The sequence below is a fragment of the Ruegeria sp. HKCCD6647-2 genome (assembly GCF_057221075.1).
In genome coordinates, this window is record NZ_JBWVBD010000002.1 from 579,133 (window position 1) to 602,563 (window position 23,431).

Below are 23,431 nucleotides of genomic sequence, written 5' to 3' on the forward strand. Positions count from 1 at the left end.
GAAATTCAGTGAATTCGTACAGCGCAAAGGGGGAACTGGTCCACCCCTTGCCCCTTGACGATAGTGGCCGCAAGCACGACCATGCCGAAAAAATTGATCGAGAAGGGTTCTCATATGTCTGTATTCTTCCGCCGCAGCTGCGGCGCGGCCCTGGCTTATGCCGTCGTCGCCCAGGGCGCTTTTGCCGATATCACCGCCGAGGACGTCTGGGCCGACTGGAAAGCTTATATGGCGGGCGTGGGTTATACCGTCACCGCGGACGAAAGCGTATCCGGCAATGTCACGACAATCTCGAACATGACCATGACAATGTCGATTCCGGATACGGAAGAGCAGGTGAATGTCGTTGTGCCCGAGATGACGCTGACCGAAAACGGAGACGGCACGGTTGCGATCGGTGTTCCCGAAAGTTACCCGATCACAATCTCCGGAGACTTCGAAGAAGAGCCCTTCAAAGCCGAGCTGCTGTTTACCAACGACGCGCTTGACATGGTCGTTTCCGGCACACCGGAAGACATGACCTATGACTATTCCGCCGCCAAGATGGGGCTGGGTCTGGCTTCTATCGAAGTTGATGGCGAATCCGTTCCCAAGGACTTCTTTGACCTGAACCTCGAGATCGACGGCGTGACCGGCTCGTCACAGATGACGGTCGGTGAAAATCGGGACATCGCTCAGAAATTCACGGCCGACAGCCTGACCTACAACGCCGCATTCGATGATCCCGAAAGCGACGACACGGCCCGGATCAAGGGCAAGCTGGACCAACTGACCTTTGAAGGTGACAGCGTGATTCCGGCGGAATTCGACCTCGAAAACATCCAGAACCTCTATGAAGCAGGCTTTGCCGCGTCGGGGATCTTCACTTACGGCTCCGGCAGCACCGAAATGGCCGGCACTGCCGAAGGTGAGGCGTTTTCGATGGGCAGCGACTCGCAGGGCGGTCGCTTCGCCGGCAGCATCGATGCCGAGCGTATCGTGTATGATCTGGAACAGAACAGCTCGAAACTGGCCGTCACAACGGCTGACCTGCCTTTCCCGATCGAAATCGCAATGGAAAATGCCGGCTTGAAATTCGAGTTCCCGATTCAGGCCTCCGAAGAGATCCAGCCATTCGGTTTCGCGATGAACCTGACCGAATTCACAATGTCCGATGTACTGTGGAGTCTGTTTGATCCCGCCGGCGCCCTGCCACGCGATCCTGCGACCATCTCGCTGGACACGTCCGGCACGGCCAAGGTTCTGGTCGATTTCATGGACCCAGAAGCCGTCGAAGCCTTTGAAACCGGCGATTCCGAGCCCGGCGAACTGCATTCGCTGCAAATCAACGAGCTGATCGTTTCCCTGGTGGGCGCCAAGTTGACCGGTAGCGGCGACTTTACATTCGACAATTCCAACACCGAGGCGTTTGATGGTATGCCCGCACCTACAGGCGAAGCAATCCTGCAGCTGGTCGGCGCGAATGCGCTGATCGACAAGCTGATCGGCATGGGTCTGTTGTCCGAAGAGGACGCCCTCGGCGCGCGGATGATGATGGGTCTGATGGCCGTTCCGGGCGAAGAACCGGACACGCTGAATTCGAAGATCGAATTCACCGAGAACGGACAGATCGTAGCCAACGGTCAGCGCATCAAGTGAACGAAGACCGGGAAAGGCTGCCCGACGGCCTTTCCCCAATCAATTCCTGTCATTGCGAACTTCGCGGCCTTACGCTTTCTAAGCCGCGGGTCTTGCGACGCGGACAGTCCGGGGCTAGGTCCAGAATAACCAGACCGGAGGCCCTATGACCCGAACACCCGAAGAGATCAGCCATCACCTGCTGGACGCGGCCCGCGCAGCAGGGGCCGAGGCAGCGGATGCCATCGTGATTGACGGGTCATCAGTTTCTGTCGAAGTACGTGGCGGATCGCTTGAGCATGCCGAACGCGCCGAAGGGGCTGATCTGGGGCTGCGCGTGTTTCTGGGAAAGAAGCAGGCGATCGTGTCCAGCTCTGACAGCCGCCCCGAAACTTTGAAGGCAATGGCGGAACGGGCTGTAGCCATGGCGCAGGAAGCGCCGGAAGATCCGTTCACCGGCCTTGCAGATCCGGATCAGCTGATCACGGATTGGGACATGAATGCGCTTGAGTTGTTTGACCCATCGCTTGAACCCAGTGCCGAAGACCTGATGCGGGACGCGCTGAAGGCCGAAGCCGCCGCGCTGGCTGTAAAGGGTGTTACACAGGTTTCGGATGCGGCGGCGGCCTATGGCACCCACAATGTGCACCTTGCGGCGACGAACGGTTTTTCGGGCGGCTATGCGCGAACCAGCCGGTCGACATCCTGCGTGGCGATCTCGGGCCAAGGCACGGGGATGGAGCGCGACTATGATGGCGATAGCCGCAGCTTTCAGGCTGACCTGCGCAGCCCTGCCGAGATCGGTCGGACCGCCGGAGAACGTGCTGTTGCGCTTGTCGGCGCGCGCAAACCTGAAACAGGCAGCTTTCCGGTCCTGTTCGACGAACGCATCTCATCCTCGCTGATCGGGCACTTGCTGGCAGCCAGCAATGGTGCCGCCGTTGCGCGTGGGGCCTCGTGGCTCAAGGACTCGTTGGGGCAGCAGGTGTTGCCTGAACATTTGTCGCTGATCGAAGACCCGCACCGGCCACGCATTTCCGGCTCGCGCCCGTTTGACGCCGAGGGCCTGCCAACACGCCGTCGGGCGATTGTTGAAAACGGTATCCTGACAGGCTGGACGCTGGATTTGTCGAGCGCACGTAAACTGGGCCTGGCTTCGACCGGGAACGCGGCACGCGGCGTATCGGGACCGCCATCGCCCAGCAACTGGAACCTGAGCCTGACGCAAGGAGAACGCAGCCGGGCCGACCTGATGCGCGATATGGGCACCGGGTTACTTGTGACATCGATGATCGGATCTACAATCAACCCCAATACCGGAGATTACTCTCGCGGAGCGTCGGGGTTCTGGGTCGAAAACGGCGAGATCAGCCATCCGGTCAACGAATGCACCATCGCGGGGAATCTGCGCGACATGCTGAGGCGGCTCATTCCCGCCAACGACGCGCGTACTTACCTGTCGCGCGTAGTGCCGTCGATCCTGATCGAAGGGATGACACTTGCCGGCAACTGACCTGTCCCTGTTGATCGACGCCGCGCTTGAGGCGGGCCGGATCGCAACCCGGTATTCGGGCCCTCGGGCGCAGCGCTGGGACAAACCCCAGGGCGCCGGCCCCGTGACCGAGGCCGATCTGGCCGTCAACGCGATGCTGGAAAGTGACTTGCAGGCCGCGCGTCCAGATTATGGCTGGCTGAGCGAGGAGTCAGAGGATTCCCCGGACCGGCTTTCCCGCGACAGGGTGTTCATCATCGATCCGATCGACGGCACCCGCAGTTTTGCCGACGGCGCACGCACCTGGGCCCACTCGCTGGCCGTGGCGGAGAACGGCGAAGTGACTGCGGGCGTCATTTACCTGCCGATGCGCGATTTGCTTTATGCGGCAGGCAAAGGGCAAGGCGCTACTCTGAACGGAACCCGCATACGCACATCAGCGCCAGGATCGCTGAAAGAGGCAGAGTTCCTTGCCGCAAAACCCAACCTGGACCCAAGACACTGGAACCTGGGCAAGGTCCCGGATTTCAGACGAGCTTATCGTCCCTCACTTGCGTATCGCATGGCCTTGGTGGCGCAGGGCAGGTTCGACGGCATGCTGACGCTGCGCCCCAGTTGGGAATGGGACATTGCCGCAGGTGATCTGATCCTGCGCGAAGCTGGCGGGCTGTGCACTGACCGTATGGGACGGGCACTAAAGTTCAACAACGCGCACCCGCGCCTAAACGGTGTGGTCGCGGCGGGGCCTGCCCTGCATGCTCAGGTTCAGGCTTTGCTTGACCCGGATGGCACCGGTATTCCGGCATGAGCAAACCGCGTTCCCTCAGCCTTGCGGCCTATCGGGTTCTGTCGTGGGGCGTGCCGAACAACACCGAGACGGGCACCAGCCCGCGTCCCGATGGTGAGGTCCTTTGGGTTCACGTGAACTCTCAGGACAGGTTGCGTGTGGTCGATGATCTCTGTCGCCGGATACTGGCCGTTCAGCCAGGGCTTTCCCTGCTATTGACGGCACCACCCGACGCGGATGTGGCAAACTGGGAAGAATGCGTTGCGCCCGTGATCCGCTTGCCGGTCGAAAAGACAGGCGCTGCGCGTGGTTTTCTGGAACACTGGCGCCCGGACATAGGGATTTGGGTGGGTGGTGGTTTGATGCCGAACATCATCACGCGTGCCGAAGATATGCGTATTCCGTTGCTGCTGATCGAGGCCGGCCTGGACACTAGGATCGCGCGTGGCGGTCGCTGGCTGCCCGACATTACGCGATACACGATGGACTGCTTTAATCAGATCCTGGCCCCAAGCGAAGAAATTGCGCGTCAGATCAGGCGTTTGGGTATCCTGTCATCCAAGGTGACAGTATCGCCTCCGCTATTGATCAGCCCGGCCCCCCGTTCCTGGCCCGAGGATGAGCTGATTGAAACAAACCACGCACTGGCCGGGCGCCCGGTTTGGCTGGCAGCATGGGTAAAGGACAAGGAATTCATTTCTATCCTCAGCGCGCATCGGCAAGCATTGAGGATACTGCCGCGTCTCGCCCTTGTCCTGCACGTCGCCGATATTGCCGAGGCGGCGCCGCTGCAACGGCGGCTCGAGACCATGGACCTGCGCTGCTCCAACTGGGACGAGGGTCAGCCGATTGAAGACACCACGCAGGTGATCCTGTCGTCCGAGGCTGAAGATCTGGGGCTTTGGCATCGCGTCTCTTCGGTGACATTCATGGGCAGTTCGCTCGAGCGCGGAGCGGGAGGTCGCGACCCCCTGACGGCAACGGCCTTGGGGTCGGCGGTCGTCCACGGCCCGTTCGTGCACAAACACAAGGATAGCTATGACAAGCTGAACCGGGTGGGCGCGGCAAAGACCATCAGATCCGCCACAGAACTGGGAGACGCCGTCGTTGAGATGCTGGCGCCAGATCGCTGCGCCGACATGGCGCTGGCCGGATGGCAGGTGGTAACTGAAGGCGCACCGCAATCCGATCGGATGGTCGAGATGATTCAGGACATATTGGATCGCCGGAGAGCCCAAGATGCGCGCGCCTGACTTCTGGAACACAAAACCCGATCAACTGGACCTGCGCGCGCGGTTGCTGGCGCCTCTGGGTCGGGTCTACGCGGCCGCAACCGCGCGCCGGGTCGCGTCCGAGCAGGGCACTGTCCCCGGAGTGCCGGTCATTTGTGTCGGTAATCTGAATGCCGGGGGCACCGGCAAAACCCCGACGGTGATCTGGCTTCTGGAACTATTGCGGGACAACTGGCATCGGCCGCATGTGGTCACGCGCGGCCATGGCGGCTCGCTGGAAGGGCCGGTGCGGGTTGATCCGCAAAATCACACCGCGGCTCAGGTCGGAGACGAGCCGCTGTTACTGGCGGCCTTCGCCGATGTCTGGGTCGCCAAGGACCGCGCAGCCGGGGCACAAGCCGCCGCGAAAGACGGGGCCACGGTGATTGTGCTGGACGACGGGTTCCAAAACCCTTCGGTCGCCAAAGATTTCTCGATTGTCGTCGTGGACGCGGCGCGCGGCTTTGGAAATGGCCTGTGCCTGCCTGCCGGCCCTCTGCGCGAACCGGTCCCGGTCGGCCTGAAACGGGCCGATCTGATTCTGTCGCTGGGCGATGCCGCCGCTCAGGCGGAGTTTGCAGAGACGTGGCGTGACAGCCTGATCGTCCCGCATGTCACTGGAGAGGTCCGACCGCTGCAAACCGGAATGGACTGGAGCGATACCGAGGTATTGGCCTTTGCTGGAATTGGCTACCCCGAAAAGTTCTTTCAAACGCTGCGCGCGCAGGGTGCAACGTTGCTAAGGGCCGAAGCGCTGGACGACCATCAACCTTTGACGCCTGCCTTGATGGCCCGGCTGGAAAACGAGGCCAAGGCGCTGAAGGCGCAATTGGTAACTACCGAAAAAGACGCAGTGCGCCTGCCCGCCTCGTTTCGGCACAAGGTGATCACCCTGCCGGTCAGACTGACCGTGCCGGAAAGCGACAGAGTGAAGGAGATGCTGGCGCGGGTCGCACCATCCCCCTGATCATGCGAGCGGCCGGTCCCAAGGACCGGCCGAAGAAGCAATCAGCTGCCGAGTTCGTCTTCGATCAGTTTTTTGAAGTCTTCATAAGACTGGTTGTCGACCTTCTTACCGTTCACGATGAACGATGGGGTCGCCTGAATGCCATCACGCTCAGCGTTTTCCTGATACCAAGCCACCAGCGTCTGAGCGCGGGTACCGTCCTGAAGGCAGGCTTCGAGCTGATCATTGTCGATCCCTGCCAGCCGCCCAATTTTGCGCAGCTCATCCACGATCTCGGCGGGGCCCCCGGCTTTGGTCCATTCGGACTGGCCTTCGTAGATCAGGTCGGTGATCCCAAAGAATTTCTCGGGGCCTGCACAACGCGCCACCATCGAAGCCCACAGGCCATACCGGTCGAAATAGACCTCGCGATAGGTGAACTTGACCTTGCCGGTGTCGATAAAGTCTTTCTTTAACTGCTTGTACGGCCCCGTATGGAAGTTCGCACAATGCGGACAAGTGTAGGACGCGTATTCGATGATTTCGACCGGTGCATCCTCGGCCCCCTGAACCATTTCGACGACGGTCGAGGTGTCCAGATCGGCCTCTTGCGCCTCGGCGCTGCCGATCATCGGATAGGTGGGGGTGGAGTTTGACAGCGTTAGCCAGTAGCCGCCAGCGGCCACGGCGACAGCCGCGCAGATTACGGTTGCAATACGGCTCATTACTCAGCCCTTTCTCAGCGTTTGTGCTTGGATAAAACGTTGCGGCCCAGACGTTCAAGGGCGGCGCGCAAATCTTCATCATGAACGTCACGCGACACTTTGTCTGCCTCGGCTGCAATTTCAGGTGGTATCTCGGGTTTCGCTGGTCTCGGCTTGTGGTCGAAACTGGCCTGCCCCTCGGCGAATCCGGTCGGAGCGGTCTGGGTAATGCGAACACGGCTGATGGCGTTGAAGCCATAAACCGCATTGACCTTGTCGCGCAGCCGCCCCTTTTGCATTTCCAGCATCGGAGCCTGCGGTCCGGTGGTCAGCACGGTCAGCGTTGCGCCAAACCCGCCTTTGCCATACCCCACTTTCACCGGCCGGGCGATGGCGGCGATATCCTGCCCCACGATCTCGGCCCAATGTGTCAGCAAGCGTGATACGGCAAACCCCCGGCTTTCCCCGGCACGCCTGATCTGGTCGTTCAGCAATGTCGCGGTGCGTTTGAACCCGCGTGTCGAAGAACGTCTGCGCTGCATCTGGTTTCCAACTCCTGCGCCGCTATTGTAAAGGGCGTGTCCACGGGCGCCAGCGAAACCCGACAGGGAGATAGATAAAACTTGCGTGACAGCAGTGAATTTGATGTGAGCAGCGCACTGTTGGACTGGTACGACCGCCACGCGCGTGACATGCCGTGGCGTGTTGGCCCCGCAGACCGCGCGGCGGGCGTTGTACCCGATCCTTACCGTGTCTGGCTGTCCGAAGTGATGCTGCAGCAGACCACCGTTGCTGCGGTGCGCGATTATTTCACACGGTTCACCACACGCTGGCCGAACGTTATGGCTCTGGCTGCCGCGCCGGATGATCAGGTGATGGGAGAGTGGGCCGGGTTGGGGTATTACGCCCGCGCGCGCAACCTACTGAAATGTGCGCGGGTCGTTGCGCAGGACCACGGTGGCCAGTTCCCCAACACGTTTGACGCGCTGCTGAAACTGCCCGGCATCGGCCCCTACACCGCTGCCGCCATTTCAGCCATCGCCTTCGATCAACCCGAAACCGTTCTGGACGGCAACGTCGAACGGGTCATGGCGCGGCTCTATGACATCCACGATCCATTGCCGGGCTCCAAACCGAAACTCAAGGAAAGGGCGGCGGCGTTGACGCCAACCATGCGCCCGGGGGATTACGCCCAGGCCGTGATGGATCTGGGGGCCACGATCTGCACACCTAAATCGCCCGCCTGCGGGATATGCCCCTTGCGTGACCCTTGTCAGGCGCGGATCGCCGGAACTCAATCAGACCTGCCGCAAAAATCGCCGAAACAACCGAAACCGACGCGCTACGGGCATGTCTACATCGGCCAGCGCGCTGACGGGGCGATGATGCTGGAACGTCGCCCTGACAAAGGCTTGCTTGGCGGGATGCTCGGCTGGCCCGGTTCCGAGTGGTCTGCGGCACCGTCCGAGGCCCCGCCAATCCCGGCAGACTGGCAACCCCTGGCGGGCGAAGTGCGCCACACCTTCACCCATTTCCACCTGATCCTGCGCATCTGGGCGGCACGCCTTCCCGAGGGCACACAGACCGGAGACCTGATCGTAAAAGAGAAACATGCCTTCCGTCCGGGCGATTTGCCGACCGTGATGCGCAAGGCCTATGACCTATGGCGCGGCCAATAGCCCGGTTGCGCGTTGCTGTTGAACGTGGCTAGCTGACCGCAATTGTTCGGAGCTACGCAATGATCTCGTCAGACACGCTGTCCCGCTGGCAATCTGCGCTGCCCTTTTGGGTTTCTTACCTTTTGGTTCCCCTGATCTGGTTCACTGCTGTTTCTGGCGGCTGGTATATTCTGCTGGTACCTCTTTCAACCTGGTGGGCTTTTGCGGTTTTGGACCGATTGACGGGGTTGAACCTTGAAAACGCCGATCCGGATACTCCGGATGAATGGCTGCACTGGTACATTCTGCTGACCAGAATCTGGGCCCCGGTGCAGTTCCTGACGCTTTACGGGCTGATCTGGTACGTGACCCGCTCTGACACGCTAACGACGCTGGAAAAGATCGGCGTCTTTTTCGGAATGGGCGTGATCTCGGGCACGATCGGTATCAACTACAGTCACGAGCTTATGCACCAGAAAAGCCGCCTTGAGCGTTGGCTTGGCGACATCCTGCTGGCGATGGTGCTCTACTCGCATTTCCGGTCCGAGCATCTGCTGGTCCACCACCGTTATGTCGGCACCCCGCGTGACCCGGTTACGGCGCTTTACAACGAGGGCTTCCACCGCTTTTACCCCCGCGTCCTGCGCCAAAGCCTGATTTCTGCCTTCCGGGCCGAGCGTGAGAAGCTTGCGCGCAAAGATCTGCCTTGGACGGACCTGTCCAACCCCTTCTGGCGCTACTGGGCGCTGCAAGGTGGTATGCTGTTGTTGGCACTGGTGATCGGTGGTTGGTCTGGCTTGGGGCTGTTTCTGGTTCAGGCCGGCACCGCAATCTGGCAGCTCGAGTTGGTCAATTACGTCGAGCATTACGGGCTGACCCGCAAATATCTAGGCGACGGAAAATACGAACATGTCCGCCCGCGTCACTCATGGAACGCCTCGCAAAAGGCGTCCAACTGGCTGCTGATCAACCTGCAACGCCACTCAGATCATCATTACAAGCCGAACCGACGTTTTCCGTTGTTGCAGCATCATTCTCAGGATGCCGCGCCGCAATTGCCCTATGGCTACCCCGTCATGACAATCGCAGCGATGGTTCCGCCGCTGTGGAGGCGCGTTATGAATCCCCGGGTGCGGGCCTGGCGCCGCCAGTACTATCCCGAAATCACCAATTGGCGCCCCTACAACAAGGCGCAAAACCCCATTCCACAAGGGTAACCGCAGCACGCGCAAGCGTGCTGCCCGGCCCAACCGAAGGCACAGCATCCTTGATGCTTTGCTGACGGGCGGGAGCGCTCTAATTCAAAGCACCCAGATGTTCATGGGTGTATCAACCCCGCGGACTGCGTGATTTGTCTTCGCTACAAATCCCGACATCGCATCCTGCTCGGCTGGATCCTCTCGCGCGACCTGTGCCCGCACCGCGTCGCTGACGACGATACGCGCACCAAAATCTCGGGTCAGCGCCTCAAGCTTGGCGGCGACGTTCACCGCATCGCCGATGACGGCAAATTCCAGCCGGTTGGCACCTATATCGCCCAGAACAACGGACCCGTAATGCACCCCGATACCCACATGTATCTCAGGCTCCCCCGCCCGGCGCCGGTCCAGGTTCCAGCGATCGATGACATCGACCATCGCGCGCGCGCAAGCCAGCGCATTGCTCGCGTCCAGGGGCGTCGTGACCGGGGTGCCAAACGTGGCCATCAACCCGTCACCAAGATATTTGTCCAACGTGCCATGATGGCGAAAAACTTCGGTCTCCATCCGCGCATGGAAGCCGCGCAACACTTCGATTACTTCGTAGGGATCGCGCCCGGCCGCGTATTTCGTGAAACCCACGATATCGATGAACAATACAGCCACATTCTCTTTGCGTATCTGTTTCAATGGCTCATCGTTCTGGCTCAGTTCATCGACGACGTTGGGCGAGAAATAGCGAGACAGGTTCGCCCTTTCCCGCTCGAGCCCCGCATTTGTCATCAACAGCCGATTCAGACGTTGCATCGAAACGCCCAATGTCACTGCCACCATCACAAAAACGATCACCTGCTGAATGCGCAGTGGCACCATGAAACTGTTCGGATCCAACCACTCGGCAACGTCCGGATAACCTTGCAGCGCGTCAGCGACCTTTTCGCTGATACCGGGTATCGGGGTCGCGACCCACCAGGCGATAATCCATCCCACGGTCCACATCATTGCAGTCCAAGACCCGATGGCAATCACGGTTCGCCACGAATAGGCCAGAGTACCAGCCGCCAGTATGATGAAGAAATACTGGAAATTGTCGAACCGGTACTGCATCGCCAAGGGCCGAACATCGTCGCTGAACGGGTTGGGAACGATCATACCCAGCGTCATGATCAGCAGGTCGACGAAGATCAGAAGCAATTCCGTTCGCGATTGCCCCACCCGACCTGCTCGTCGGATCAGCCAGCCATTGGCGCAGATCAGCAACAGGATGAAGTGATACCACATCACCTCCCATTGCGGGTTCAGGAAGATCAGCAAAACAGCCGTCAAGGCCATCGCGATCCACCGCGCGCGGACAGCCAGTTCAAGCCCCTCTCGCTTATGCCGTTCCAGCGCGGCCTCGGTATATTTGTTGTCCAGATCGAAATTGTCGGGCTGCGTGAAGAAGAAACTTCTGCGGGGTTGGCGGGCTGTGGTCTCGGTCATTGCCGGATCTCCCTTTCGGGCCGTGTGGGCTGCCCCATGCAATCATCCCTGGGGCGAAAACAAAAGACCCCGCCGTCAACGGCGGGGCAAGGCTTAGTGCCTTGTGTCAGGCCACAGGCACCGGCGGTATTGGTAAAATCAGTTATGCATCTCGGCCCGGATCTGCTGGCGCAGAACGTCGATCGGCACTGTCTTGCCCTCGCGCTTGAAGCACCAGTAGGTCCAACCGTTGCAGGAGGGCGCATTTTCCAGATGTGCGCCGACCTGGTGGATCGACCCCTTGACGTTGTCACCGACCAGCGTGCCGTCTGCGCGAACCTTGGCCTTGTGGCGCTGGTTCATGGAATACAGTTCCTCGCCCGGACGCAGCATGCCGCGTTCGACCAGTTGGCCGAATGGCACGCGCGGCTCGGCGCGCTTGCTGGCGCTGACTTCCAATGCCTCGCGATCGAACTTGCGAACCTTGGCGATGCGCTTTTCGGCGACCTTGCGGTAGCTTTCCTCGCGCTCGATGCCGATGAATTCGCGGCCCAGCATCTTGGCGACCGCACCCGTCGTGCCTGTGCCAAAGAACGGGTCCAGCACAACGTCGCCCGGATTGGTCGAGCCGATCAGAACACGGTGCAGCAGCGATTCAGGCTTCTGTGTCGGATGCGCCTTGTCGCCATTTTCGTCCTTCAGGCGCTCGTGCCCGGTGCAGATCGGCAGAACCCAATCGCTGCGCATCTGAACACCTTCGTTCAGGGCTTTCAGCGCCTCATAGTTGAAGGTGTATTTCGCGCCTTCGGACTTGGACGCCCAGATCATCGTCTCATGTGCGTTGGTGAATCGCTTTCCGCGGAAATTCGGCATCGGGTTGGATTTGCGCCACACCACATCGTTCAGAATCCAGTAGCCGGCATCTTGCAGTGCCGAACCAACGCGGAAAATGTTGTGGTACGAGCCAATCACCCAGATCGCGCCATTGGGTTTCAACAGGCGATGCGCCGCCTTCAGCCACTCGCGGGTGAACTGGTCATAGGCACCAAAGCTCGAGAACTGATCCCAGTGATCGTCGACCGCATCCACTTGGCTGTTGTCCGGGCGGTGTAACTGGCCTTTGAGTTGCAGATTATAGGGCGGATCCGCAAAAATCAGATCCACAGACGCCTCGGGCAGACTGTTCATCACGTCGATGCAGTCGCCGGATAGAATCGCGTTTAAAGGGAGCGCGACTGCGCCCTTTGTCTTGGTCGTTGTCATATCACTGCCTCAAGTTCCACGGCGCTTTTGCGCTCATTTGGTTGAGACAAGGATGAGTCAAAGACGATTCGCCGTCAATTTCTTTTTTGAATCAGCAACTTACGATTTACCCTTGATACAAGATATTGTGGACCGTCTTGAACGAACGTCTATGGTGTGGGGTAACACCAAGATTTTGCAGGGCTTCGCGGTGCTGTTTTGTCGGATATCCCGCGTTTGCCTCCCATCCATAGCCGGGATGCTGTTGCGCCAAATCCACCATCAGCCGATCGCGCCAGTTCTTGGCTATGATTGAAGCGGCCGCAATTGACACCGAACGCCCGTCCCCTTTCACGACAGCCTCGGACGGGACCTGCAGCCCGCGCGGTATCATGTTTCCGTCGATCAGCAGATAGTCCGGTGCAGGATCCAGCGCTTCGACCGCGCGTATCATCGCCAGGTGTGACGCGCGCAGGATATTGAGATCATCAATCTCGGCAACCGAGGCTTCGGCCACAGCTATCTCGGCCCGCCCACGCAAGGCAGAATCCAATGCGGTACGCCGCTTGAGCGATAGTTTCTTGGAATCGTTTAGGCCATCGGGAATATCGTCTGGGTTCAGGATCACGGCCGCCGCTACGACCGGCCCGGCCAACGGGCCACGCCCCACCTCATCCACACCGGCAATCCTGACATGGCCCTTAGCCCGCAGTGCCCGCTCTAATTCATAATTTGGTTTTGTCATGCCGACCGGCAAACCGCTTTTCGGTTCTGATCGCAAGAAAAAAGAGGGAGTGGCAATTGCCACCCCCTCCAGCGCAGCGCTTCTGCGGCGCCGCTCCTGCTCGAAAATCGTTACCGGTAAACCACGCGGTATCCTTGCTGGCGCAGGCATGCGGGTTCATACGCCCGTTTCACCTTTTTGCCGTTCCAGAAACCGACCTTGCACTGTTGCGGCAGGCTATTGGCATGTTTGTAGTGCTTCTTCAGACAATTCGGCCCAAGCAGCTGGCGATTTGGCGCATAGCCTTTAAAGGTGCGTAAACATCTCTGCGGCAAATCGTACCGCGCAACGCGCTGCGGTATCGGGCGTACATGCGGGTGAACGACCTTGGGTTCTGTGTAGACATGATGCTGCTGGCGGCTAACCCGATCTTTGCGCTTTTCCTTGTTGTAGTGATTGACCGCCGCGCCAATGATCGCAATGGCCGCCAGTCCTTTGAGAATATCCCCGGTGTCCGCTGCGCGCGCTTGTGAAACGGAAACACCCGTTATGGCGATAGCTGTGGCAACGATCAGGGCGATGAATTTGCGGTGCATGATGCGTGTCCTTTCGGATGTTATGGCGAGCCTGTAGCGGACCGCGAATGTGATGCACCGAACCTGCGGCCGACCCCGCCAGACAAGCAATAACGCGCAGGTGTTATCCAATATCAGCAGCGTTTTTCCCCTTATGTTATTGAATATCCCGCCCTGCCATGCGCAGGATGCGGCCTATGAAACAGATCCTCTCTTCTCTGGCCGTTGCGGTCCTGTTATCGATCGGCTTTGCGGCGTCGGCGGCGGATTGCTATGCGGATTACAAAGCCAAGCAGGACAACCCGCTGCGATTGCATTACGGCGTCATGCAGGTGTCGAGCTGCGACAAGGGACAAGCCAAAAGCGAAGTCGCCCAGCGCCTGAAAGGTTCGGGCTGGACCTTGCTGAACGTGATGTCCGTGTTTGGACCGGAAGGGTTGGATCAAAGGAAGGCCAATGCCGGAAAATTCTATCTCCGTTTCTGAGGCCCGACGGTCCGGTGTTCGGCTTGTTGGCGCGGGTATCGCTGCGATTGTCGCGATCCTGGTCACCGCTGCCGTGTTCCTGTTCTGGACATTGCCCGATGCCAATGCCTTCAACGCACGGGTCGAACGGCTGTTTGTCGAGGCCGACCTGACCTCGCAGACCGAAATCCGACTGCTGGAGATTCTGGCCCAATCCGGCACCGCCTTTGCCGATACCCTGTCCAGCTACCGCATGGTGATCTTTGTTCTGCTGGTCTTCGCAAGCGCCATGCTGATTGCCGCGTTGGTGTTTCTGGTAATGCTGGTCATGCTGAACCGACGCATGGCTCAGATTGAGCGGACGGGGATTCAAGTCACCTCGCTTCTGATCAGCCGTGAGGAAAACACCGTTTACCTCAACAACATGGATTTCAAGCTGACGCCTGCGGCTATGGAAACACTTTCCATTCTGGCGGAATCCCGTCTTGATGACGAAGTTCTCTCGGGCGCGCAGATTGAGGCGATGATTTCCGGCAAGGATGCTGCTGATTGCGACGAAGCGGCCGGTGCCACCCGGATCAAGCGCCTGCGCGATGCGTTGGGCAACCAGATGGTCAGTGAGTTGCTGGTGAAGAACATCGCCAAAAAGGGCTATATGCTGTCGATCGAAAAAGACGTGATACAAATGGTCTGATGTAAGCTCCAAGGCTTATTTCCATCTGCCCTCTTGGAAAATACACCTTCAAGGCCCATCCTATAGTCACCCGGGCAAGGGAGGCTGATGATGAACGTCCATGCCACACCAGGTTTAAGCGGCTACGGGATTTCGGTCGAACGACTGAAGGGCCGCATTGCAATTTATCGCAACGACATTCTGTTGGCGGAAAGCCACAACGCCAAGGTCATGTACGAGACACGGCTGCCACCAGCCATATACGTGCCGCGCGAAGACCTGTGCATCGAATTGAGCCCAGAGACCGAATTGCAGACATTCTGCCCGTTCAAAGGAACGGCCACATATCACGATATCAGCCTGCCTGGTGAACGACTGACCAATTCCATCTGGGCCTACGAAGACGCCTTGCCCGAAAGTGCAGCAATCCAAGGCCATATTGGCTTTATGCCAAACGCCTTTACTCATATCGATCTTGGTGAAAACCAGCTGCGGGAACCAGATGACGGCAATATCAGCGGCCCGTTGATCGATTGGCTGATGCGGGGTGCCTCCGAGCTTCAATCGCCGGAACAATTCACCAAGGCCCTGGCGGAAAAGATGCTGGAGCATGGGATCGCCATTCAGCGTCTCAGCATCCTGGTCTGGTCCCTGCACCCTTTGATCGCCGGCAAACACTATATTTGGGAGAAAGACGCAGCCGAGATTTCGACCAATATCCCGACTTATGAAATCCACGACCACCCGGCCTTTATCAACAGCCCGCTACGCCATGTCTCGAATGGTCTTGGCGGGGTGCGCCAGCGGTTGAACGCCGAAAATCCGCATAACAGCTTTCCCATCATGGAGGATTTGCGGGCCAAGGGTGCAACCGACTACGTCGCCATGCCGTTGCGATTCTCGGATGGGCGGACGAATGTTTTGACGCTGACCTGCGATCATCCCGACGGGTTTACAACCGAAAACCTGGGGCTGACGTTTGAATGCTCTTCCGTCATCGCCCGGTATTACGAGGTGTTCATGCAGCGCGAAAATGCACAGGTGCTGCTGGAAACCTATGTGGGCAAACGTACAGGCGCGCGGGTTCTGGGCGGTGAGATCCGTCGTGGCGACGGCGACGACATGGACGCGGCGATTATGTTCTGCGACCTGCGCAACTCGACCACTTTGGAAGAAACGCTTGGCCGTGGCGCATATATCAATCTGCTGAATTCTTTTTTCGAAACGGTTTCCGGGATCGTGCATGAAAACGACGGTGAAGTTCTGAAGTTCATCGGTGATGCTGTTCTGGCCGTTTTTCCGGCAGGCGATGACGCCGCGACCGCCCGGTCAAATGCGCAACGCACTGCGATTGAAATTGTCGAACGACTGGCGGAGTTGCGTAATTCGGAGCCGGATCATCAATGCGATTGCTCGATCGGCCTCGCCTATGGGCGTGTGACATATGGCAATGTTGGTTCACGCGAACGTCTGGATTTCACAGTCATCGGGCACGCGGCCAATGTCGCCGCCCGCCTTGGAGAATACAGCAAGTCGACCGATTACCGGATCGCCGTGTCGCAGGACATCGAACCCGTCTGTAAAGACGCTGTGCCCCTGGGGCCTGTCAAGCTTCATAACGTGTCGGAACCGGTCATGTGTTACGCCTTGCGTACGACGGCGGATGCGACCCTGGTTGAATGAGTATTGGAGACCGCCCCGGTTGCCACATGTAGATCCACCGTCCCACGCCTAAAACTGCGCCCCCAGCAGGATCAGCGCTGTCTGCCCAGGCGAGGCTGCAGCCTGGATTTGAGCAATCTGATTTCGGGCCAAATATCTGTCCGTCAATTCCGCCACGGCGCCCGGGTCTGTGAATTGCGAGAGATTTTCGGATCCGGTCACACGGGACAGTCGATCCTTGAAAACCTCCAGTTGCTTGTCGATGTCCAGTTGCGCAAATGTGGAGGGCAAGCCCAGAGCCGTTTCCATCATGCTCCGCAGTGGCGGCAAACCCATCAAATCAAACCATTTTCGGTTTTCGCTTCCCTCCTGCGCCGCAAGATCACTCAGCGTGTGTTGCGCGTAAAGGGCAATGCGCATGGACTCGTCTGCCTCACCCACCGCAACTTCAAATCGGGCGACCAGATTATCCTGAACGATTTTTTCCATGTCGGTGATCAACCCGGTTTTGCGCACATCCCCCGGCCCAAGACCAAACGCGTCAGAAAACTCGCGGTACCGGTTGTCTGCAAGTCTGTTCGCCAGCGCGTCTTCCGCCCGCGTTCCATCAGACAGAATTTTCTGGATAAAGAAACGATTATCCAGATCCGCTTCCAATCCAAAGGCCCCAAGCGCCACCTGCAGTAACCTTCGGTCGGAAACCAGATCTTCTGCGGATCGAACTTTGTGAATGTTCTCCAGAAAATATTGCTTGTCCCGCTGGTTGACGTTTGACGCAGAATAACTCTGGAACTGCGCATCGTAGGTTCGTTGCAGAAACCGCCACCCAACCAGCCCGCCCGTTGGTATGACCGGTTGAAAGGTCATTGCCGATACGCCATCAATCGCTCTTCCCGCGGTAAAAGTGACCGGAGGGACTTGAGGCACTTATAGTATTGCTCCGAAATCAGCGCCTCCGTCGCCTCTGCCAGAACGCGACGGCTGTCCGTGTCGGTGAAAACCTGGCTCAACTCTTCGACCCGGCGCAACAGTTGCTGACGCGCGTGTTCAGGTTCCGCATCACCGGACAGAACCAGCTGCGCGGCATAGCAGACGCGACGCACGGGTGTGTTGACTTCTTCCGGGTGAATTGCGTCCCGCAAGCGCAGGACATTGGCTTGCGGTGTCATGATTGAGAACCGGCTGCGACGATCACCGTTTTCGATCACAACGCCGTTGATAAGAACCCTTTCCTTGGGCGCAAGCTTCAACACCAGACCGCTCATCAGGCACTCCCCATCTGACGCAGCCCGCGTAAAACCGCCATGTTGATGTCCAGCAAGGGCTCGATCGCCGCTTTGTTGTTCAGAACCTGACTGCTGTGCTGTTCCGTGAACTCGGCCAGATAGAAGATCCGAGCCCGCAATTCGTTCGGAAGCGCGTTGTCGGCATCCGACACACCTGTTGCCAATACACTCCACAACCTCCGGTTTTCGTGCAATGCCCGCACAAAACCGGCATAATCTGTGGCCTTGCGAGCAGCTGCGGCCTTCAGCCGATGCGTGATCCTGGAGATCGCCTCATATTCCGTATCCCGAGGCGTCCGCGTGGGAGCGGCCGACTGCGCATATGCGCTGTGGGCAAGAGCTTGCGGTGTCACTTGAAATCCTTCCGATTGTCCCTCAGGGGGCGACTGTTGCCGGGGCGCGACCGACGCGCCCCGGTTCATATCCGCGATTAGCGGAATAGCGACAGGATCGACTGCGGTGCCTGGTTGGCAATCGACAGCGATTGCGTTGCAAGCTGTTGCTGAACCTGAAGCGCTTGCAAACGCGCCGAAGTCTCTTCCATATCGGCGTCTACCAGCGACCCGATACCGGACTTGAACGAATCCGCCAGATTCGAGATGAACTCTTTCTGAGTCTCAATCCGTCCCTGCGACGAACCAAATGCAGCAGACGCATCAATGGATGTATCGATCAGCGATTCAACTGCTGCCAGGGCCGCCGTTGCACCGGGGCCGGTCGATACGTCAATGCTGGCCAGAGCGCCCAGACCACCGGATCCTGCATTCACGTATTGGGCCGAGAACGAAATATCCGAGCCCGTACCGTTGGTCACGGACAGGGTGCCTGCTGTACCCGAGTCATAGTCAACAGTCAGGCCGGTAATCCCCAACTCTTCGATTTTTGCCTTCAGCCCCACCGCAACGAGGTCACCGGTGCTGGTGGCGGCGGCATCCGCCGCAGACACAGTGTAGGACACAACCTGATCATCAATCGCGACAACCACCTTGTCGCCGGCTGAAAAAGTGCCGCTGGTTTCATCGGTCACCAATGCGGTCGCCGAGGTTGCACCGTTGTCGATGGTCGCACCCACGCGGTCATTACCGGTTGACACACCCGTCGATCCGTCAAACACCTGCGCCGCGACATATCCACCGGTCGACAGGTTCTGACCAGCGACGGCAATGGAAGACGCTGTCACACCACCGGTGTTGTCGCGATCCAGCGAAGCCAGGATCGAGGCGGAACCTGTAGAACCATCGACAAGATTGAGACCATTGAACTGTGCCGCACTCACAACCGAGGCAATCTGGTCTTTCAGTGCACTGACGTCGTCATTGATTTTGCCGCGGTCGACATTGTCTTCCTGTGCCGCAACGATCTTGCCTTTCATTTGGGTCAGCAGGTCCGTCACGGTTTCGGCAGCGTTGCGGGCAACGGCAACGGTCGATTCGCCCAGCGCGAGGCTGCCCTTGATCGCATTAAAGCCATTGACGTCCGATTCCATGACCTTCGAAATCGCCCAGACAGCCGAGTTGTCCTTGGCCGTCGCGACATCCTTACCGGTCGAAATCGCGTTCTGGGTTTGCGCAAGGTTCTTATTGACCGACTTGAGTGTTTGCAGCGCCACCATGGCACCGTTGTTCGTCAGAATGCTGGACATGTTTGTCATCCTTCTTTCGTTCGGGCGCATTTGACGCCCATGTTGGCCCCGCCCGATTGGCGGGCATTCTGTCGTTCTGACTTGTGCGTCGTGCCCTTCGGCCTGCGCGCCACCCGTTGTTTCAGGTGCATGGCAACCCTTGACCGCTATCTCCTAACGGAGTGCTAAAGCGCCCGAACTGGAAAGATTGCATTTGATTCAATCCCGGCCTCAGGCTCTTTTTTCCAGTTTAGCTTTCCCATGCACTGAAAACCCGCTGCGTTGGCCTGTGGCGTCATAGGTGCTGAATTCCTGACGAACTTTCCGCAATTCGGCCATTCTGCTTGCCACAGCACGAATCCCGTCTGCGGCGCTGTTCAGCAGGGCCTGATTCCGTTCGACCTTTTTCTGCACGCGAATCAAGTCCTGGCTGTCCAGCACATGAAGCCCATTGATGGCGCCAATCAGATTTTCCTTTTCCGGTACAATACTGCCCAGGCGATCCAGCTCACCTTGAAGCAGCGCCGCGCGCTCCAAGTCCAGAACCTCTTCCAGCGCCTTGATCAGATCATTCTGCATGGGCCTTCTCCATCATTGCATTGAACAAAGTCTCGGACAGACCGATGCCGCCAGAACGCGCGAGTTGCCGCGCCTGATGCTGGACCAGAACCGAGGAAAACTGGTCTTCGCCCACGCCGCCGCCGAACGAATTGCGTGTCTCGCCAAGACCTGCAGATTTCAACATTTCTGCGAGAAAGTTGGCCTCCAATTCGACCGCAGCGGCCCTCAGTTGGGAATCGACCGAGGGCGGAGGCGCGACAGGAACAGCCATGGGAATCTTCATCGGGTTCTCCGAAAATTGCTCGAACTTTCGCGATCAAATGGCAAAGCGGTTAAAATAAACGTAACTTCCTGAGGGCAGATTTCGGCTCAGACAAACGGAGCCGGAGCAAAATGCCCAACCCGCTGATACTGACAACCGCCGCACCGAAAGCAGCAGGAATACCCGAGACGCAGCAACGCAAGTCCGGCGGTTCCAGTGGAACCCTGGACTTTCAGGATGTTCTGAATGACGAGGCCGTCGAGGAACCAATAGAAGACAGCGGTTCCGATCCTACTGTGACGGATGCAGAGCCCGATTCGATTTTAGAAGAACCCGAATCCGAACTGAGTCCGCACCCCCCAGAAGTACCGAATACCGCGCGTTCGACATCACAAGGTCCACCTGCCGACTTACCAAAACCCAACGTGGATTCGATCACGTCCAATGGCCCGGCGTTGGATGTCGCTGGGGCTACGGACACCAAAAGTGCGCTGCAAAGTGAGCCTTCACAGCAAGCTGATCTTCCGCCACCAGAACAAAAGCTTCGGGCAGAATCCACGAACTGGGCGGTACGTGACCAGCCGGCAGTTCAAAGGGTTCATGACCAACAAAAACTGAATTCAGGTCACATAACCGAACAGGCCGTGATCATGCGCGCGGTCAAGCAGTCTGAGGTCCGAGGAGAAGAACAACCTCCGGTTCGGCTCGAGGCACCGCACACACCGAAGTCAGTGAACACATCCGGATCTGGAGCGGCCGGCACAGGCGCAAAGGTCATACCGACAACAGCCAATCAATCAATTTTGGCGGTTCACGCGACGGCAGATAAGCCTGACGATCAGGCAGGATCGAGCCGCGTGATCGAAGCGGAAGGGATGGCGGCAGCTAATGCCGATCCGGTCCTCACCTCTGGCAGGGAAGCCGGGCAGCCGCAGACCCTGGCGTCGGCCCGGGCCGAGACGGCCCGCGCCATAGCGGGGCAAATGGCGGTCGTTGTAACCCCAAGACCTGGCCCCGGAAGTGTGGAAATTACGCTGAACCCCGAGGAGTTGGGGCGCGTTTCAATCGTGTTGAACGGGCGCGAGGATGGCCTGCATCTGATCATCGCGGCCGAGCGCCAGGAAACGCTGGATCTGATGCGCAGGCACATCGCAATTTTATCCGCCGAGTTTCAGAAGTTGGGCTATAGCGATTTGTCCCTTGACCTCGGGACACCAGCAGACACGCCGCGGGATGGTAAGGCGCCCGACTCTCGGTTGTCCTTCGAAGCGGACGATTCTGAACCGGATCCAGCACCAATTTCCAGAAATTTTCCAACCGGCCTTATCCGGGGCCTTGATATGAGGCTTTGACCCATGATCTCTGCAACCAATAGCGCCGCCCAAAGCGGCACGACGGCCAAAGTGGAAGGCAACTCAAAATCGACTGCTCTGACCTCTGATTTTGAAACGTTCTTGAAGATGCTGACGGCTCAGGCGCGAAATCAGGATCCGCTGGAACCTCTTGATTCATCCGAGTACGCGTCCCAGCTCGCGCAGTTTTCAATGGTGGAGCAACAGGTGCAGACGAATGATCTGCTGTCCAATCTGGCTAGCGCGCTTGGCAGCGTGAATCTGGACCAACTTGCAAGCTGGGTGGGGATGGACGTTCAAGCCACCACGGCCTTCCGGTTTGACAACAGACCCGTGACCGTCAAGGCAACTGCGGAACCGACCGCCGATCGTGCGGTGATGGTCATCCGCAACGCCGATGGAGGCATTGTCGGTGAAATTGCCGTTCCGGTCGACGGAACGGAGTTTGTTTGGGCGGGCGTCGATGTCACCGGCAACCCGCTGCCGCCCGGAAGCTATTCGGCAACCCTTGAAAGCTATAAGGGAGAAAAACTGCTGTCCCGGAAACCAGCCGCAGCCTACAGCAAGGTCGTCGAGGCCCAGATCGAAGGCGGCGCGATTGTTCTGACCCTCGACAGCGGTGCCGAAATTTCTACGGAACATGTCAGCGGCGTTCGTGCGGGCGCTTGATCTGCAAGCCCGGGCGGTCCAAACCTTGGCAAACCGCGACTCGCCTGCAGAACTGGGTACTCCTCTGTCTGATCCTACGCCTCCACCGCCCGGCCTTGTTACCCAACTCGGTGAGCAGGGACTCGTCAAACACGGCGCTCGGTTTGAGACGCTCTATGGCGGTCGGACAAACCAGGTTTGGAAAGTGCAGGGCACGTACAGCGACACAGTGCTCAAGCTGTACCGAACCGCGCTGAAAAACCCGTTGTTCAGAAATGATGCCGGGCTCGAGGCCACGTGCCTGCGGGAACTTAAAAAAACGGGCTTTGTACCGAATCTACGCGCCACCGGGTCTTTCAACGGCGATCATTGGGTTTTCTACGATCACGCGCCGGGCTTGCCGTGGCAACAAGGCGCTGAGAAAGTTGGTCAGCTTCTGCGCAAGCTGCATTCACTTCCCGTGACCGTTGACGCGCCAAAAGGGTGCAACGGCAGCGGCGATCTTGCCCAACATGCCGAACGCATACTGGCCGAATGCCAGTCTGAAAAACGTGAAAGACTTATCGCGCGGCGCCCCGGCAATGCCGTGCCATCAATACGGGAACAATGCCTGGTGCACGGCGATCCTGTACCGGGCAACATATTGGTAGCGTCTTCGGGGCTTACTCTGATCGACTGGCAATGTCCGGTTATGGGTGATCCATGCGAGGATCTGGCGATTTTCCTGTCACCCGCGATGCAACAGCTTTATCGGGCTTCACCTCTGACGTCGGCGGAACGGACGCAGTTCCTGACAGCTTACGGGCGGCCCGACATCACGGCCCGGTATGAGGCGCTGCGCCCGTGGTATGCCTGGCGCATGGCGGCCTACTGTCTCTGGCGGGCTGAACGTGGAGCACCGGACTACCTGATTGGGCTGGATCTGGAGATCGACGCCCTCTGATATTGCCCGAATTAGCCAGTGCCAATGACGCACTATTCGGCGGCGTCAGCCACAAGCAGCTGCTGATCAGCTCTCAGCATTGCGGGCACTTCGGCTTATTCAATGTTGTCGGAGTTGTCGCGATTGGTCGTTGCCCGGGCTTCGGTAAAGCTAACGCCCGCAATGAAGTCCGCCATTCAGACAGAATTCGGGCTCTCATTGGTCTTGTCCGGTACCGCGACCTACATCTGATTACCGTGGTACATGACAAACAAATTTTTGGCGACCACGCGTTAATCAAACC

Annotated in this window: 25 protein-coding genes; 13 read left to right on the top strand and 12 right to left on the bottom strand. The window is 58.6% G+C overall.

All coding sequences use genetic code 11. From position 1 onward, the window contains the following. Positions 1-81: 81 nt before the first annotated feature. The 5 genes from AC2TDJ_RS08865 to lpxK all read left to right on the top strand — a co-directional run bounded on the left by AC2TDJ_RS08865 (position 82) and on the right by lpxK (position 6,134). Positions 82-1,638, top strand: coding sequence for a DUF2125 domain-containing protein (locus AC2TDJ_RS08865; protein ID WP_480841288.1), 1,557 nt, complete (start codon positions 82-84; stop codon positions 1,636-1,638). Positions 1,639-1,783: 145 nt separating this feature from the next. Beyond that, positions 1,784-3,130 (top strand): TldD/PmbA family protein, encoded by a 1,347-nt coding sequence (locus tag AC2TDJ_RS08870; RefSeq protein WP_480841290.1) that lies wholly within the window; start codon positions 1,784-1,786, stop codon positions 3,128-3,130. Beyond that, positions 3,117-3,917: an inositol monophosphatase family protein gene (locus AC2TDJ_RS08875; protein ID WP_480841292.1), complete on the top strand. Its 801-nt coding sequence runs from the start codon at positions 3,117-3,119 to the stop codon at positions 3,915-3,917. The genes AC2TDJ_RS08870 and AC2TDJ_RS08875 overlap by 14 nt, the downstream gene beginning before the upstream one ends. Beyond that, positions 3,914-5,149: a 3-deoxy-D-manno-octulosonic acid transferase gene (locus AC2TDJ_RS08880; protein WP_480841294.1), complete on the top strand. Its 1,236-nt coding sequence runs from the start codon at positions 3,914-3,916 to the stop codon at positions 5,147-5,149. Before AC2TDJ_RS08875 ends, AC2TDJ_RS08880 begins: the two co-directional genes overlap by 4 nt. Continuing rightward, positions 5,136-6,134 (top strand): tetraacyldisaccharide 4'-kinase, encoded by a 999-nt coding sequence (lpxK, locus tag AC2TDJ_RS08885; protein ID WP_480841296.1) that lies wholly within the window; start codon positions 5,136-5,138, stop codon positions 6,132-6,134. Before AC2TDJ_RS08880 ends, lpxK begins: the two co-directional genes overlap by 14 nt. Before the next feature lie 41 nt (positions 6,135-6,175). Here lpxK and AC2TDJ_RS08890 read toward each other — a convergent pair whose 3' ends face one another. Together AC2TDJ_RS08890 and AC2TDJ_RS08895 are read right to left on the bottom strand one after the other, a co-directional pair. Continuing rightward, complete coding sequence (locus tag AC2TDJ_RS08890) at positions 6,176-6,838, bottom strand: DsbA family protein (protein WP_480841298.1); 663 nt, start codon at positions 6,836-6,838, stop codon at positions 6,176-6,178. A gap of 14 nt (positions 6,839-6,852) precedes the next feature. Beyond that, positions 6,853-7,359 (bottom strand): DUF721 domain-containing protein, encoded by a 507-nt coding sequence (locus AC2TDJ_RS08895; RefSeq protein ID WP_480841300.1) that lies wholly within the window; start codon positions 7,357-7,359, stop codon positions 6,853-6,855. Positions 7,360-7,440: 81 nt separating this feature from the next. Between AC2TDJ_RS08895 and mutY the strand changes: the two genes are divergently transcribed. Then, positions 7,441-8,496, top strand: coding sequence for an A/G-specific adenine glycosylase (mutY, locus tag AC2TDJ_RS08900; RefSeq protein ID WP_480841302.1), 1,056 nt, complete (start codon positions 7,441-7,443; stop codon positions 8,494-8,496). 59 nt (positions 8,497-8,555) lie between these two features. Beyond that, a complete protein-coding gene (locus AC2TDJ_RS08905; protein ID WP_480841304.1) occupies positions 8,556-9,692 on the top strand; it encodes an alkane 1-monooxygenase in 1,137 nt (378 codons plus the stop codon). Positions 9,693-9,776: 84 nt separating this feature from the next. Here the strand turns inward: AC2TDJ_RS08905 and AC2TDJ_RS08910 are convergent, their stop codons facing one another. The 4 genes from AC2TDJ_RS08910 to AC2TDJ_RS08925 form a co-directional block, all read right to left on the bottom strand. Further along, positions 9,777-11,156: an adenylate/guanylate cyclase domain-containing protein gene (locus AC2TDJ_RS08910; RefSeq protein ID WP_480841306.1), complete on the bottom strand. Its 1,380-nt coding sequence runs from the start codon at positions 11,154-11,156 to the stop codon at positions 9,777-9,779. A gap of 138 nt (positions 11,157-11,294) precedes the next feature. Then, positions 11,295-12,398 (bottom strand): DNA methyltransferase, encoded by a 1,104-nt coding sequence (locus tag AC2TDJ_RS08915; RefSeq protein ID WP_480841308.1) that lies wholly within the window; start codon positions 12,396-12,398, stop codon positions 11,295-11,297. 106 nt (positions 12,399-12,504) lie between these two features. After that, a complete protein-coding gene (locus tag AC2TDJ_RS08920) occupies positions 12,505-13,122 on the bottom strand; it encodes a ribonuclease HII (RefSeq protein ID WP_480841310.1) in 618 nt (205 codons plus the stop codon). Positions 13,123-13,232: 110 nt separating this feature from the next. Further along, positions 13,233-13,697: a hypothetical protein gene (locus AC2TDJ_RS08925; RefSeq protein ID WP_480841312.1), complete on the bottom strand. Its 465-nt coding sequence runs from the start codon at positions 13,695-13,697 to the stop codon at positions 13,233-13,235. Positions 13,698-13,873: 176 nt separating this feature from the next. Here AC2TDJ_RS08925 and AC2TDJ_RS08930 point away from each other — a divergent pair, with 176 nt between their 5' ends. The 3 genes from AC2TDJ_RS08930 to AC2TDJ_RS08940 all read left to right on the top strand — a co-directional run bounded on the left by AC2TDJ_RS08930 (position 13,874) and on the right by AC2TDJ_RS08940 (position 16,496). Next, positions 13,874-14,161: a hypothetical protein gene (locus tag AC2TDJ_RS08930; protein WP_480841314.1), complete on the top strand. Its 288-nt coding sequence runs from the start codon at positions 13,874-13,876 to the stop codon at positions 14,159-14,161. Continuing rightward, positions 14,133-14,834, top strand: coding sequence for a winged helix-turn-helix domain-containing protein (locus AC2TDJ_RS08935; protein WP_480841316.1), 702 nt, complete (start codon positions 14,133-14,135; stop codon positions 14,832-14,834). The genes AC2TDJ_RS08930 and AC2TDJ_RS08935 overlap by 29 nt, the downstream gene beginning before the upstream one ends. A 90-nt stretch (positions 14,835-14,924) precedes the next feature. Continuing rightward, entirely contained in the window at positions 14,925-16,496 is a 1,572-nt protein-coding gene (locus AC2TDJ_RS08940) for a DUF427 domain-containing protein (RefSeq protein ID WP_480841318.1), read from the top strand. 48 nt (positions 16,497-16,544) lie between these two features. On the opposite strand, the gene AC2TDJ_RS08945 is transcribed toward AC2TDJ_RS08940, so the two are convergent. The 6 genes from AC2TDJ_RS08945 to AC2TDJ_RS08970 all read right to left on the bottom strand — a co-directional run bounded on the left by AC2TDJ_RS08945 (position 16,545) and on the right by AC2TDJ_RS08970 (position 20,226). After that, positions 16,545-17,342, bottom strand: coding sequence for a DUF1217 domain-containing protein (locus tag AC2TDJ_RS08945; RefSeq protein ID WP_480841320.1), 798 nt, complete (start codon positions 17,340-17,342; stop codon positions 16,545-16,547). Further along, entirely contained in the window at positions 17,339-17,740 is a 402-nt protein-coding gene (gene flbT / locus AC2TDJ_RS08950) for a flagellar biosynthesis repressor FlbT (RefSeq protein ID WP_480841322.1), read from the bottom strand. The genes AC2TDJ_RS08945 and flbT overlap by 4 nt, the downstream gene beginning before the upstream one ends. Then, a complete protein-coding gene (gene flaF, locus AC2TDJ_RS08955; RefSeq protein ID WP_480841324.1) occupies positions 17,740-18,114 on the bottom strand; it encodes a flagellar biosynthesis regulator FlaF in 375 nt (124 codons plus the stop codon). The genes flbT and flaF overlap by 1 nt, the downstream gene beginning before the upstream one ends. Positions 18,115-18,191: 77 nt before the next feature. Then, on the bottom strand, positions 18,192-19,403 hold the full coding sequence (locus AC2TDJ_RS08960; RefSeq protein ID WP_480841326.1) for a flagellin N-terminal helical domain-containing protein: 1,212 nt from the start codon (positions 19,401-19,403) through the stop codon (positions 18,192-18,194). Between the two features lie 210 nt (positions 19,404-19,613). Continuing rightward, complete coding sequence (locus AC2TDJ_RS08965) at positions 19,614-19,961, bottom strand: flagellar biosynthesis protein FlgN (protein ID WP_480841328.1); 348 nt, start codon at positions 19,959-19,961, stop codon at positions 19,614-19,616. Beyond that, on the bottom strand, positions 19,951-20,226 hold the full coding sequence (locus AC2TDJ_RS08970; RefSeq protein ID WP_480841330.1) for a rod-binding protein: 276 nt from the start codon (positions 20,224-20,226) through the stop codon (positions 19,951-19,953). Before AC2TDJ_RS08970 ends, AC2TDJ_RS08965 begins: the two co-directional genes overlap by 11 nt. Positions 20,227-20,336: 110 nt before the next feature. On the opposite strand from AC2TDJ_RS08970, the gene AC2TDJ_RS08975 reads away from it, so the two are divergent. From AC2TDJ_RS08975 to AC2TDJ_RS08985, 3 genes are read left to right on the top strand one after another with little or no spacing between them, the layout of a single operon-like run. Beyond that, positions 20,337-21,557, top strand: a complete 1,221-nt coding sequence (locus AC2TDJ_RS08975) for a flagellar hook-length control protein FliK (protein ID WP_480841332.1) — start codon at positions 20,337-20,339, stop codon at positions 21,555-21,557. Between the two features lie 3 nt (positions 21,558-21,560). Beyond that, entirely contained in the window at positions 21,561-22,226 is a 666-nt protein-coding gene (locus AC2TDJ_RS08980; protein ID WP_480841334.1) for a flagellar hook capping FlgD N-terminal domain-containing protein, read from the top strand. Beyond that, positions 22,198-23,148 carry a phosphotransferase family protein gene (locus AC2TDJ_RS08985; protein ID WP_480841336.1) on the top strand — a complete coding sequence of 317 codons (951 nt, stop codon included), beginning with the start codon at positions 22,198-22,200 and terminating at the stop codon, positions 23,146-23,148. The genes AC2TDJ_RS08980 and AC2TDJ_RS08985 overlap by 29 nt, the downstream gene beginning before the upstream one ends. The last annotated feature ends 283 nt before the right edge of the window (positions 23,149-23,431 follow it).

Coding starts and splice junctions, on each gene's coding strand:
- AC2TDJ_RS08935 (WP_480841316.1), top strand. CDS start 14,133: ATGCCGGAAAATTCTATCTCCGTTTCTGAGGCCCGACGGTCCGGTGTT.
- AC2TDJ_RS08985 (WP_480841336.1), top strand. CDS start 22,198: ATGTCAGCGGCGTTCGTGCGGGCGCTTGATCTGCAAGCCCGGGCGGTC.
- AC2TDJ_RS08920 (WP_480841310.1), bottom strand. CDS start 13,122: ATGACAAAACCAAATTATGAATTAGAGCGGGCACTGCGGGCTAAGGGC.
- AC2TDJ_RS08895 (WP_480841300.1), bottom strand. CDS start 7,359: ATGCAGCGCAGACGTTCTTCGACACGCGGGTTCAAACGCACCGCGACA.
- AC2TDJ_RS08910 (WP_480841306.1), bottom strand. CDS start 11,156: ATGACCGAGACCACAGCCCGCCAACCCCGCAGAAGTTTCTTCTTCACG.
- lpxK (WP_480841296.1), top strand. CDS start 5,136: ATGCGCGCGCCTGACTTCTGGAACACAAAACCCGATCAACTGGACCTG.
- AC2TDJ_RS08930 (WP_480841314.1), top strand. CDS start 13,874: ATGAAACAGATCCTCTCTTCTCTGGCCGTTGCGGTCCTGTTATCGATC.
- AC2TDJ_RS08925 (WP_480841312.1), bottom strand. CDS start 13,697: ATGCACCGCAAATTCATCGCCCTGATCGTTGCCACAGCTATCGCCATA.
- AC2TDJ_RS08970 (WP_480841330.1), bottom strand. CDS start 20,226: ATGAAGATTCCCATGGCTGTTCCTGTCGCGCCTCCGCCCTCGGTCGAT.
- AC2TDJ_RS08940 (WP_480841318.1), top strand. CDS start 14,925: ATGAACGTCCATGCCACACCAGGTTTAAGCGGCTACGGGATTTCGGTC.
- AC2TDJ_RS08960 (WP_480841326.1), bottom strand. CDS start 19,403: ATGTCCAGCATTCTGACGAACAACGGTGCCATGGTGGCGCTGCAAACA.
- AC2TDJ_RS08870 (WP_480841290.1), top strand. CDS start 1,784: ATGACCCGAACACCCGAAGAGATCAGCCATCACCTGCTGGACGCGGCC.
- AC2TDJ_RS08890 (WP_480841298.1), bottom strand. CDS start 6,838: ATGAGCCGTATTGCAACCGTAATCTGCGCGGCTGTCGCCGTGGCCGCT.
- AC2TDJ_RS08915 (WP_480841308.1), bottom strand. CDS start 12,398: ATGACAACGACCAAGACAAAGGGCGCAGTCGCGCTCCCTTTAAACGCG.
- AC2TDJ_RS08865 (WP_480841288.1), top strand. CDS start 82: ATGCCGAAAAAATTGATCGAGAAGGGTTCTCATATGTCTGTATTCTTC.
- AC2TDJ_RS08965 (WP_480841328.1), bottom strand. CDS start 19,961: ATGCAGAATGATCTGATCAAGGCGCTGGAAGAGGTTCTGGACTTGGAG.
- AC2TDJ_RS08945 (WP_480841320.1), bottom strand. CDS start 17,342: ATGACCTTTCAACCGGTCATACCAACGGGCGGGCTGGTTGGGTGGCGG.
- flbT (WP_480841322.1), bottom strand. CDS start 17,740: ATGAGCGGTCTGGTGTTGAAGCTTGCGCCCAAGGAAAGGGTTCTTATC.
- AC2TDJ_RS08880 (WP_480841294.1), top strand. CDS start 3,914: ATGAGCAAACCGCGTTCCCTCAGCCTTGCGGCCTATCGGGTTCTGTCG.
- AC2TDJ_RS08975 (WP_480841332.1), top strand. CDS start 20,337: ATGCCCAACCCGCTGATACTGACAACCGCCGCACCGAAAGCAGCAGGA.
- AC2TDJ_RS08905 (WP_480841304.1), top strand. CDS start 8,556: ATGATCTCGTCAGACACGCTGTCCCGCTGGCAATCTGCGCTGCCCTTT.
- AC2TDJ_RS08980 (WP_480841334.1), top strand. CDS start 21,561: ATGATCTCTGCAACCAATAGCGCCGCCCAAAGCGGCACGACGGCCAAA.